Below are 11,576 nucleotides of genomic sequence, written 5' to 3'. Positions count from 1 at the left end.
CATAGCTAGCGAAGGAATCTCTAATATTCGTTTATAAAAAAATGTGTAAGTAAATTTTGCATTTTCTATAAACAACTTCCGTCCATATTAATTAATAAATGAACGGAAATATTGAAAAACTAGAATAAAAATTATAGACTGCGGAAATTAATTTATAATAGTAAACAAAAATAATGAGCTTTCAGGAAAATTTAAATAAAATTCTCTCTAAACATCAAGAGTTATCAAACAAGCTTGCAAGCGGTATAAAAGGAGAAGAATTTATCAAATGTTCAAAAGAATATTCAGACCTTGAAGAAGTAGTTCATCAGATTAACGATTATAATAAAGCTCTCAAGGATCTAGAAAGCACAAAAGAACTTCTTAAGGATAAATCTTTAGATTTTGATACAAAAGAAATGGTTGAACAGGAAATATATGAATTAAATGAAAAAATTCCTAACCTGGAAAAAGGGGTAAAAGTTGCTTTATTACCAAAAGATGAAGCCGATAGTAAAAGTGCAATAATAGAAGTAAGAGCTGGTACGGGCGGTGAAGAAGCGGCTCTTTTTGCTGCTAGTTTATTTGAAATGTATCAGCGTTATGCTCATCTTAAAGGCTGGAAATTTGAAATATTATCAATTTCCGACATTGGTGTGGGAGGATATAAAGAAGCTTCAGCTTCAATCAAAGGTCCTAATGTATTTTCTAAACTCAAGTTTGAATCAGGAGTACATAGAGTTCAAAGAGTTCCCCAAACCGAATCAAGTGGTAGAATCCATACATCGGCAGCGACAGTGGCCGTTTTACCGGAAGCAGAAGAAGTAGATATTAAAATAGAAGAAAAAGACCTAAGAATAGATACCTATAGGGCATCAGGTGCTGGAGGCCAGCACGTTAACACTACAGATTCAGCTGTTAGAATTACCCATATTCCAACAGGGGTAGTAGTTTGCCAACAAGATGAAAAATCTCAGCATAAAAATAAAGCAAAAGCTCTTAAGATCCTACGTTCAAGAATCTATGAAGAAGAACGCCAAAAAAGGGAAATAGAGCGCTCCAATTCCCGTAAAAATCAAGTGGGATCAGGTGATAGATCAGAAAGAATCAGAACTTATAATTTTCCTCAAGGACGTATTACCGATCACCGCATAAATCTGACCTTATATAGAATTGATGAAGTTCTAAAAGAAGGAAACCTTGATGAATTTACCGAAGCTCTAATTGCTGATGACGAAGCAAAACGTCTTGCTGAAGAAATTCAATAACTTCTATAAAGCCTAATACTAATCAATTAGCATAATTAGCTAATATTTCATGTATGTGCTATAGAGGGATTAGGGACTGCGATAAGATAAGTTTTTAATAAACACAAACATCATAAACAACATCAAGTTCACCACAGTACCTACAAACACACTTTTTAAATTATTAGGCGTGGCCATAAAATATTCCCACAGAAAGAAGCTACCCCCCCCGGCAAAACTAGTAAATACCATAGCAAATTTAGGTATGACAATATTATAAAGTCCAAAAACTAGGGGGACTAATATTATAGGAGCCCAAAATCCGGCAATAAAGATTACCAAATCCACCACGCTAGTAAAACAGAGCGCAATAAATATTGCCAGACTACCTACGACAATATTTGTAATTCTTGCTACTAACAGCATTTTATTCTGATCAGACAGGTTAAATATAGGTTTAAAAAAATCCTTAACCAAAGTAATCGAAGTTACATTTAAATCTGAATCCGCCGTGGACATAACCGCTGCAAGTAAACCCGCTATTACTACCCCTTGTATACCAACCGGAATTATATGATCTATAAGATACGGCAAAGCAAGACTAGGTTTTATTTCCGGATAAGTAACAAAAGCAATTAACCCATTTATGGTTATGAATACCAGAAAAATGGCATATATTACCGACTTTAAGTAAATTGCTTTAGCTGTTTGGTTGGGATCTTTATCAATCAAGGCTCTTTGGATAAAAGTTGGAAACAGATTCATAACAATAAACCCTAAAAAAGCAGAAATAGTAGTTTTGATAAGATCATCATTACCTGTAATAATTACTTTTTCAGGGGGAATTTTTTGTAGAAATTCGGAAATACCAAGCTGATATAAGCCAAAAATTGAAATAATAGGTATAGCAAGTAACATGGCAAAAAACTGCATTTGGTTGGTAAATAAAACAGACCTAAAACCTCCAACAGTCGTATATACAATGACGATACCATAACTTATAATTACCCCTTGGACATAATCTATCTGCAATATATATTCAAATATTCTTGCACTAACGCTAATCTGAGCTGCAACAAAACCGATAGATACAAGTAATGCTGCCAGCCCCCCTACTGCCCTACCGGCTTTTCCATAATAAGTAAACATTATATCGCCTATGGTTTCCGCTCCATAATGTTTTATCAACCTGGGAATAATATATATTGCAATTAATATATCTATTGGTATAGCCAAAAATAATCCATAACTATGCGCAATATTTCCAGCAAAAGCTTTTTCTGAAATTCCAAAAGTTGTCCCCCCGCCGATTGAAGAAGCAAAAATTGTAGCAACTAGAATAAGCTTTCCATGTTTATAATCTTTGTTTTTTACTAATGTAAAGCCTTTAAACCCTGCCTTGCGTGAACGGGTATATATCCCAACTATTAGTAAGGAAATTAAATACAAAGCTACAATAATTAAATCTATCACTATCTCTATTTATTAACTGAAAATTTCTGTAAATATAATACTAAAATTATTGAAGGAATAGTAGCTATTGAAGCAAACAAGTAAAATGTTTTCCAGCCGATAGTCGAGACAATATAACCCGAAATTGCTGGTAATACCGACCGTGAGAACCCCATCATTGAAGTTAAAAATGAGTATTGTGTAGCCTTAAACCTACCATGACATAAGGAAGCAATATAAGCTATATAAGCAGTCATTGTCATCCCCCCTGTTATACTTTCAAATCCAGTTATAAAAAAAAGCAAATATATATTTTCACCGTAAATCTCCTGAACAATAAATAACATATGACCAGCGCCGTGTAAAACACCGAAGAAAATCAGACTTTTGAAAATATTAAAATATTTCATTATATAGCTTGCAATCAATCCGCCAATAATAGTTGCCGTAATTCCAAAAAACTTTCCCGCCGTTGCTATTTCAAACTCATCATAACCAATATGAAGCAAAAAAGGGTTTATCATCGTATTTATAAAATTGTCCGGTAAACGATATAATATCAAGAATAATAAAATCAGAATAATATAGTTTTTAGTACCTAAAGATCCAAGAATAACAGATATTAAATGCTTGGTTTGGAAATATAAGCTACCACGCTTGAAATCTTGGCGCTCTTTTGTATGCAGAGATAATTTAGTTGAAGTTTGAGGTTCAGTAACAAGTAATAAAATTGTCACTGGAAATAAAATGATAACAAAGCTAAATAATTTGTAGACTACACTCCAATCAACATGAGCAGCAATATATATAGCCCCAGAACTAGATAATAACATCCCTATTCGGTAGCCAAAAACATAAAGACCAGAAACCTGCCCTTGTTTTGTACTATCAACTAGCTCGGCTCTAAAGGCTCCAAGAACAGTGTCCTGAGCAGAAGAAAAAAAAGAAATAATAATCGCTATTAATCCAAATAATAATAAATTATCGGCAGGCCTAATGTAGCTCAATGTAAAAACAGTAAAGCTTAAGAATAATTGCAGGACTACAATCCAAGAAGTACGATGACCGATGTTTTTCGTTAGTATAGGAATATTTTTTATATCAAAAATTGGAGCCCAAATAAAATTTACGGCATAAGGCAAGGAAATTAAGGCAAAAATTCCAATGGTTCTAATATCAACGGACTCTTTGGCTAACCAGAAATTTAGCGTATTGCCGGTAATCATTATAGTAAAACCACTCATTACGCCAATTAGCCAAATAATCAATAATTTTTTTTTAGCTACCATAGGAATTTGAGTAATTTAAGTGTAATTAAGAGGGTTACTTAAGTTTTATTGAGTTAAGCCCTCTTCCAGAAGTCATCACTTGTATATAAACACCAAATACTGCTTGACCTTAACTTTAACTTACATTTGGTTTAAGCTCATTACAAAGATGATTATACGTTTATTAATTAAAATGCCTTTTATATTAAAACTCTGTGGTTTATTATATATAGTTATGTAAAGATGTAAAGCCGGAGGGGCATTACTAAGTCAATTGCAATATATCAAACCCGATAATTCCATTTATAGCTTTAATATGCAGGAATCTGGCCGTAATCATTAACTTTTAGTGCAAAGTAATGATTATCCCCTATCATTTTTTTAATGTCATGATATTAATGTTATTTTCTTTTTGAATACTTATTTTTAATTTTCCCAGTACATTCTGACCTAAAAGGTTATCACCTTTCTGTTTTAAAACAGCCCTGACGTTTTGTAATTCAACACCTCCGATCTTGATCCAATCAATAAAAACCTCCTCTACTTCATGTGTACTCCCGTCAGCATTTACAAATGTGTAGCTTTTACCGGTTTTTCTTATTACGCCTTCGTTAGCCCTGTACATTTTGGGACTGATAGTTGTTATAACTGCTCCCGTATCAATGATATAAGTGTACGGATACTTGTTAGTTCCTATTTTAACTTTAGCATGAAAAGCTTTATTAACCTCAGGAATCCTTATTGTAGCAGGATCAGTTTCTTCTTCAGCTTCTACAATCTGGTTAAATCTATGGTCATACACCCCTAAATAAGATTGTGCAGAAGGATACTTGCTTAAATAACCTTCTAAAAAACTTAATCCTTCATGCTTCTTTTTCTGCTTTAACAGAATTTTTAAAATACCCTCAACATTATCTACGTAACGGTCATCTATAGAAAATAACCGATAGTGCTGTTTTAGTGCCTCATCTATTTCACCTTGATGAAATAAACATGAAGCGTAATAAAAAATATACTGTTCAGGAGAATCAGATTCTTTCATAAGCTTTTTGTATCTCAACAAAGCCTTCTCATAATCTTCTTGGTTAAAATATAAAAATGCTAAAAAAGCTTTATTCTGTTCGGTATCTTCTTGGGGAAAAGATATAACCTGCTGTAGAATATTAGCAGCATCTGTACGATACCCCTGTCTATATAAAATACCGAGGTAATCTTTCTTTTCCTCTAAATTAAGGCCAATAAGTGTTTCCTTAGTACTTAGGTATAATTTATATAACTTACCTTTGTTATGTAAATAGCCCGCTAAAGACAGTAGTGATATAAAACATATTATCAAGATCAAAGGCAGATTAATTTCTTTCTTTACTTGCTTAGGTCTCTCTAACCCTTCTGTTGATAACCGCAAAACTAAAACTCCTTAAATTATTGATTTATTCTTAGTTGATGAATTACGGCATATCAATACTTAGGCGGTTCGCCGTAACGATTAGTACCACGACTTCCTTTTACCAGTGATAATATTAAATATTAACCCACCAACTAAATACCCGACTTAGGCGGCATATTTTACTTCTTTCGCCTGAAATAATCTTTTGATATGTTCTGGGTTATTTTGCAGAGTCCTTAGGTAAGATTTTAAATTCCCTTGGAGTTCAGATTTTGTAAGAGGTATATGTTTCCTATTTACATTTCTTTTTAAATCGTTGTTTAAATATTCATCCGGATTATGTTGCGGAGTATACGGAGGCAGAAAAAATAAAGAAATTTTCTTTTTATGTTTCCGAGTCCATATTTGTACTTTTTTGCTATGATGAACCTTGAGATTATCTAGGATTAAGAAGATTTTTTTCTTGGAGTATTTTACCAACCTCCGTAAAAATTCTATAAATACATTTGTTTTTAGTGTCTCTTCGTACAGCATAAACCTTAGCTTACCGTTATTTGTAACAGTGGATATCATGTTTATACTAAATCTCTTCGATTTATGAATCACAACAGGGGTTTTTCCTTTTAAAGAATAGCTTTGTAATACCTGACACTCTTGTTTTATCCCTACTTCGTCGCACCAATGTATTTCTGCCTTTTCATATTCTGCTTGCTTGGCTATTGACGGATATTCTTCATCTAACCAAAATTGAACCCTTTTGGGTTGCTGCTCATATGCTAACTTCTTTGGCTTTTGTGCAGTATACCCCCATCTTCTTAAATATTCGCCTATTGTACTTAGGGGAAGAAAAAATCCACAATGTTTTTTGATGAGTGCATTAACTGATTTTCTTGACCATAATGCTGATTTGATATTGTGATCTTCTGGTCTAGAGATATTTACGTACCCTTGTATTATTTTACTTTGATCTTCGGTTATAAGCCTTTTCTCTCCTATCTTTCTACCTCTTAACTTCCCACTAATTGCGTACTTGTCGCCTCTCTTTTCCCTCCTTACCCATTCATTTACTGTCTGGCGACTCACTCCTATTAATTCACCTACCGACGATTGACTCTCTCCTCTTTTTACTAGTTTTAGAGCAATCTTTCTCATCGACGCTTGTGCGCTTATTGATAATTTCCTAAAATCTTCACTTTTTGACATTATTGCATTATACAAATTCCTTCCTTCTTGGCAATAGTTATGTCGGGTATTTAATTGGTGGGTTAATATATAAGTATTACTGTGGAATAAGAGAAAATAGATGTTAGTATTGACATTGGTACTTCTTTTTTTATAGACCCATCTTTTATCATAAGATAAATTGTTATAATACAGAAAAAGCAGTTTAAGAAAAAATAAGCCCAGCCACTCACATTAAAGTCATGGAGTCTTCTAATAGTTATCGCTAAGTTTGAAATAAATAATATTAGACCGATAAATGTCTTAAAAGAAGAAAAACCTAAATATAGTGGTAAAATTAAACAAATGTTTAAACAAATATAAATAATTTGAAAAATAATAAATTCTTTCCTGTTAGCCCTACCAGAAAAAGAAAAGAAATTTTTGATAAATAATTTTTGTAAAGTGCGTAACCAACTATTATAGCGTATCAAAAACCCGAAAATTCCATTTACACCGCTACTACGTAGGCGGTTGGCCGTAACGATTAGGACCAGGAGTACCTTTAAAAAAACAGAGTGTTATTTGAATTGGAGGAAGTAAAAAATACCATATGCACCACCAACCGCTTACATCTAAATCATGTAGTCTTTTACAGATTATAGAGGAGTATTGATAAAAAATATACACTAGAAAAATATTGTAAATACTATAATTGTGAATGCTATTATTGTCAGTATAAACCAAACTGCTAAATATTAGCTTTACTATTAGCACCAAAAAAATATACATTACTAATAAAAGTGTATATTTTTTTCTGTTAATTCTTCCTTGAAAATCCGATAGAATTTTTGTACATAAAAAAATCCTTGCTTTACTCAATAAAACCCTCATCACTAACTCCCATAGCTTCTCGTTCTTTATTTATAATTTCAATTCCTGATGGGGAGGACCAAGCCTCGTCTGATGCTTCCAAATAGCAGTTTACAATACTTTCCATAGTAATATATTTTTCCAACCTTTTAGAGATTTTTGTTACCAACTTTCCTTTCATATAATCACCTACATAATCAGTTATATTACTTGGAATAAAATAACATTTCGTAAAACCCCAACCGCCAGTTATACTAATCGTGACATTATTTATAATCTGGCTTTTTAAACTTTTTTCCATTACAATGGTCTTGGTATTTACTCCATTTTCTTCAGCAATTTTAAGAATTCTATTCATTTCAGCTAGCTTTTCTTGTCGATCACCTAAAAACATTTTTGAGTGCTTGTCAAGTCGATTTAAAAGCACAATAATGTCTTGTACTTCACGCTGTAAAGCTTTAGCAAAATAACTTATCCCCTTATCAGTAATCTTATTATCTTCTAAGCGCAAGACCTTTAACTTAGGCATTTCTCCTTTTACGAGGGAATCGGCAAGCAACTTAGCTCCGTCATCTCCTATTTGATTACAGCTAAGATTCAGTTCTATAACACTTCGATAGCCCGGAGCATTAATAAAACCTTTTATATTTTCCTTTACAATCCTGTCTAAAATAAGTGGAGGAATCTTTAAACCGGAATCAGGGACATAAGCATTTAGCAAATACTTTACACCCACGTCAGTTATTTGATTATGATGTAAATATAACCCGTCCAGATTAAGCTTACTTCTATAAGCAAAGCAAGATGTTTGTAACTTCAGAAGATCATAGTCACAGATATTATTGTCGCAGAGAGTTATAACTTTAACAACACTAGGTATTGTTTCTTCTCTTCCTTGAACTGAAAGACTCATACATGTTAATGTATGCACCATATCTTTCATAGCCAAGCTTTCACTGGGAAGTTTTACTAAAGTATCTAATTGGAATCTTCCATAAACACTATTAGAGCCTAGTATTACTCCTTTTGTTAAAGCAGTAAGACCTCCATATTTTTGCAATAAATAAGATTCAAAGGATTTAATATACTGCGGTGCATAAGGATTAGAAATATAACTTTCTCTTGGAGGTATGGAGCTGAGAACAACACTGGAATAACCGCCAGAATATTCAATAGTACCGCCGTAAGATAGTCCACTAGCCTTGCTTTCTTCTTTTTTGCTGCCAGTACTTTTACTACCTTCCCCACTTCTGCTATTACTATGCGCTGAAGGATAGCTATGACTGTCTTTTACCACGGTTTTACTGCTATCTTTTCTAGAAGGTTCAATTATTCTTGTAATACACCTACCTCCATATTCACTTCTGCTACTGCTACTACCACTGCCTCCACCGCCTGAAGCTTTACTACCGCCACCACCCATAAAATTCTCCTAAAAAAAGCTGAAAAATGATTTTAAAATTCAATTAAAGGTTCAACAGTCAAAAGCATCCATTTAAACGATTATCAAGAAGAAATCAAATTAAATTAATTTTCGAATCATCATTATTTTGTATATGATGACTATTCAAGCTCATTACTGCTTTCCTTTAAGAATTTCATAATTGATGATACAACTATAGCGGTATAATTTATATAATTACTCTACTATAAGTTGAAGATTAATGATGGGTAAGTTGCAATATTGCAGCAACTAATTTAGAGAATAGAGCTAATATTTTTAAATAGGTATAAAAAATATAACAGTAAAGTTTATAGAAAAGTAACCGGTAAGTTACTAAAACTATCTCCTATAGCAAAGTGCTATTAAAGGCTAAAGCAGCTTTCGAAGGCCAGAAAAGCCTGATTTAATACTCGCCTTAAAGTTTTTAAACCCTTCCTTTTTATCAAAACTTTTTTTACTTCTGTTCTTATTATAATTTTCTATAATTTCGAGTATATTTTGTAAAAAATTCCGAATATATTCTGATTCCAAACCTTGGATAATAATTTTTAAGCTTTTCAATTTAGATGCTATTTTTCCTTTATCTTCTTGGCCAAAATATTTAATTAAATCACCCAATTCATCTTCAATCTGTTTCAACTGTTGATCCATATTGAAAATATTATTATTTGATAGCTTGCTTAAATATATTCTTGCTTCTTCAATAATAATTTTTGCAACTTTTTGATGATTGTGAGTGACCAAATAATCAATTAATTCTTCGGCAAGTTCCGCAGATGATTTAGGCAAAGCAATAAGTTCTGGGGTCTCATCTACGACAACATTAGGATGTTGATTATCTATTTTTTCTCCAATAAGAACTTCCGACCCAACACCTACAGGTTTATTAATTTTTTTGTCATTAAAATTATTCATCATCTCATAAATACCCTAAAATATTACATCAGAATTAGCTACAAAAACTATCAACTAAACTAATTAGCATTGATTAATATATGAGTCAATAACAAAAACAGTTTAATCAAAAACTTATCCTTAAAGTTTATTAACTATTTTAAATATATATGTTGAAGAACCGTGGTATTAATATACTAAAAATTTTTTAAGTATATATGTTTTAGAGTTTTAGAAATAAGCAACTTATAGTAAATTACCTAAGTATTAGCAAATAAAAAAAAAGCGGACGAAACAGTGCCCGCTTTATAATTTATATCAAGATAGCTTAAAAATAAGCTATCTTGGATATAAGCTGTTCCCTAAGCTGCAGCAGCCGCTTCCAGAGTCGCTGCTAAGTCTTCTGAATTAAGACCCACCACAATACTATCCTCAACATCGGTTGTCACAATTTTTTCTAAAGCAATTTTTGTATTTTCTGCTTGTTCGGCTTCTGTTATACCAGCTTCTAGTATATCGTTAAATCCTTCAGCAATTTCGTTACCTAAATCTTTTAGTGTTTCCCAAACAAAACTAACTGCTTCTTCAGCAAGCTTCAAAGCAACTTTTCCAGTATGAGTTATCCCCCCTACTATAGTATGACTGATAAATTTTGTTCCGTGCCAAATAAAATTTTTAGGGAAAGATTTTATAGCCCCTGATACAAAAGCACTAGGTTGTTTCCATATTGTTTCGAATTTTGCCATATGCGTTTTATAGATTAGTTGTTACCAAAAATAGCTAATACTCGGTAGTATTAGTATATATTTAATTAAATTTAATTAATCAAGCTAATATATAGTATAATATAAATGCTGTCAATAATTAATTAATAAAAATTAATTATTCTCAACTACCTAACTTTAACCCTACGATTTGTAATAACAAAGAAAGGAATAGAATTCGAGATCAGAGAACTTTTGAAAAGAACAAAAGTAATAATTTACACACGCAGAAGTAATTACAAAAAACAACTACATTTTATTAATCTTGGGGTAGTTACCTCCATTCAGGTTTTAAAATTAGCACTTCCTGAATACCATTTATAAGAGCAATTTTTGTATCGAGTCCTAGATATTTTTCTTCATTTAATAACCCTATGCCAAGTTTATTATAGCTTGAGCAAAAAATACCAATTTTTTCTCCTCTCAAATCGGTGATTTCCGTACCAATATCATTAAAAGCAATTTTTTTATCAGAAACTAATTTAAAAAGCTTCTTCCTTGTGACACCTTGGTATTTTGCTCTAGAAATTACTTCCTGCCCTATATAGCATCCTTTAGAAAAACTAACAGCTGACAACTCTTCTGCTCCGAACTGAAAAACTACTGAATTCCCCGTAATTAAATCATCTCGGCCATCTGGAATAGTAAATTCATATTTGTCTTGCATATATAAATTATTACCAACTAACTCCAATTTATTAGCACACGAGGATTCTACTATAGATCTAAAACCCAATTTAGAAAATCGAGGATCACAATTAGAAGCAATAACCTCCTCATTAGTTTCCATTTTTTCCCTGGAATATAAAACAGAATATTCAGAAGCAAGGTTTTTTATCTCTACGTCCCGTCTTAACTTGTATATAGTAAGTTTTTGTAAAAACGATTGAGCCGAAATGGAATCTATATCGATAAATAATTGGTCAGGTGATAATTTTAATACAAAGAAATCATATAAATATCTTCCTTGCGGAGAAAGCAGATAATTATATGAATATGAATAATTATTTAAATCATTGGTGACAATATTTTGTAAAAAAACTAAAGCATCCTTTCCAGACAGGCTTAAAATAGAACGGTTTTCAAGTAATTCAGCCATAAAAATAC

General features: G+C 32.1%; 11 protein-coding genes. 1 reads left to right on the top strand and 10 read right to left on the bottom strand.

Translation table 11 applies throughout. The features are described 5' to 3' along the window. The first annotated feature begins 173 nt into the window (after nt 1–173). Nucleotides 174–1,247 carry a peptide chain release factor 1 gene (gene prfA / locus N3Z16_RS08470; protein ID WP_223939338.1) on the top strand — a complete coding sequence of 358 codons (1,074 nt, stop codon included), beginning with the start codon at nt 174–176 and terminating at the stop codon, nt 1,245–1,247. 69 nt (nt 1,248–1,316) lie between these two features. Here the strand turns inward: prfA and N3Z16_RS08465 are convergent, their stop codons facing one another. The 10 genes from N3Z16_RS08465 to ygfZ form a co-directional block, all read right to left on the bottom strand. After that, nucleotides 1,317–2,699, bottom strand: a complete 1,383-nt coding sequence (locus N3Z16_RS08465; protein WP_410519616.1) for a sodium:solute symporter family protein — start codon at nt 2,697–2,699, stop codon at nt 1,317–1,319. Between the two features lie 5 nt (nt 2,700–2,704). Then, nucleotides 2,705–3,967, bottom strand: a complete 1,263-nt coding sequence (locus N3Z16_RS08460; protein WP_282486159.1) for an AmpG family muropeptide MFS transporter — start codon at nt 3,965–3,967, stop codon at nt 2,705–2,707. A 352-nt stretch (nt 3,968–4,319) separates the two neighbouring features. Continuing rightward, nucleotides 4,320–5,282 carry a retroviral-like aspartic protease family protein gene (locus tag N3Z16_RS08455; protein ID WP_282486158.1) on the bottom strand — a complete coding sequence of 321 codons (963 nt, stop codon included), beginning with the start codon at nt 5,280–5,282 and terminating at the stop codon, nt 4,320–4,322. 216 nt (nt 5,283–5,498) lie between these two features. Further along, the gene (locus N3Z16_RS08450) at nt 5,499–6,536 is read right to left on the bottom strand and encodes an IS630 family transposase (protein ID WP_282485609.1); all 1,038 of its coding nucleotides are present in this window, start codon (nt 6,534–6,536) and stop codon (nt 5,499–5,501) included. 62 nt (nt 6,537–6,598) lie between these two features. Further along, nucleotides 6,599–6,988, bottom strand: a complete 390-nt coding sequence (locus N3Z16_RS11125) for a DUF805 domain-containing protein (RefSeq protein ID WP_410519615.1) — start codon at nt 6,986–6,988, stop codon at nt 6,599–6,601. 28 nt (nt 6,989–7,016) lie between these two features. After that, nucleotides 7,017–7,388, bottom strand: coding sequence for a DUF805 domain-containing protein (locus N3Z16_RS11120; RefSeq protein ID WP_410519645.1), 372 nt, complete (start codon nt 7,386–7,388; stop codon nt 7,017–7,019). Continuing rightward, nucleotides 7,369–8,790, bottom strand: coding sequence for a leucine-rich repeat domain-containing protein (locus N3Z16_RS08445; protein ID WP_282486157.1), 1,422 nt, complete (start codon nt 8,788–8,790; stop codon nt 7,369–7,371). The genes N3Z16_RS11120 and N3Z16_RS08445 overlap by 20 nt, the downstream gene beginning before the upstream one ends. Before the next feature lie 390 nt (nt 8,791–9,180). Further along, a complete protein-coding gene (locus tag N3Z16_RS08440) occupies nt 9,181–9,729 on the bottom strand; it encodes a hypothetical protein (RefSeq protein ID WP_282486156.1) in 549 nt (182 codons plus the stop codon). 338 nt (nt 9,730–10,067) lie between these two features. Next, a complete protein-coding gene (locus N3Z16_RS08435; RefSeq protein WP_223939402.1) occupies nt 10,068–10,451 on the bottom strand; it encodes a hypothetical protein in 384 nt (127 codons plus the stop codon). A 292-nt stretch (nt 10,452–10,743) separates the two neighbouring features. Beyond that, nucleotides 10,744–11,568: a CAF17-like 4Fe-4S cluster assembly/insertion protein YgfZ gene (gene ygfZ / locus N3Z16_RS08430; RefSeq protein ID WP_223939403.1), complete on the bottom strand. Its 825-nt coding sequence runs from the start codon at nt 11,566–11,568 to the stop codon at nt 10,744–10,746. Nucleotides 11,569–11,576: the final 8 nt, after the last annotated feature.

The organism is Candidatus Megaera polyxenophila (assembly GCF_029982035.1).
GTDB lineage: Bacteria > Pseudomonadota > Alphaproteobacteria > Rickettsiales > Rickettsiaceae > Megaera > Megaera polyxenophila.
Note: the sequence above shows the minus strand (reverse complement) of the source record. Positions and strands in the feature narration are given on the sequence as shown.

Excerpts from the sequence above, each read along its gene's own strand:
- prfA (WP_223939338.1), top strand. The coding sequence starts at position 174 with ATGAGCTTTCAGGAAAATTTAAATAAAATTCTCTCTAAACATCAAGAG.
- N3Z16_RS08460 (WP_282486159.1), bottom strand. The coding sequence starts at position 3,967 with ATGGTAGCTAAAAAAAAATTATTGATTATTTGGCTAATTGGCGTAATG.
- N3Z16_RS08450 (WP_282485609.1), bottom strand. The coding sequence starts at position 6,536 with ATGTCAAAAAGTGAAGATTTTAGGAAATTATCAATAAGCGCACAAGCG.
- N3Z16_RS11120 (WP_410519645.1), bottom strand. The coding sequence starts at position 7,388 with ATGAGGGTTTTATTGAGTAAAGCAAGGATTTTTTTATGTACAAAAATT.
- N3Z16_RS08445 (WP_282486157.1), bottom strand. The coding sequence starts at position 8,790 with ATGGGTGGTGGCGGTAGTAAAGCTTCAGGCGGTGGAGGCAGTGGTAGT.
- N3Z16_RS08440 (WP_282486156.1), bottom strand. The coding sequence starts at position 9,729 with ATGATGAATAATTTTAATGACAAAAAAATTAATAAACCTGTAGGTGTT.
- N3Z16_RS08435 (WP_223939402.1), bottom strand. The coding sequence starts at position 10,451 with ATGGCAAAATTCGAAACAATATGGAAACAACCTAGTGCTTTTGTATCA.
- ygfZ (WP_223939403.1), bottom strand. The coding sequence starts at position 11,568 with ATGGCTGAATTACTTGAAAACCGTTCTATTTTAAGCCTGTCTGGAAAG.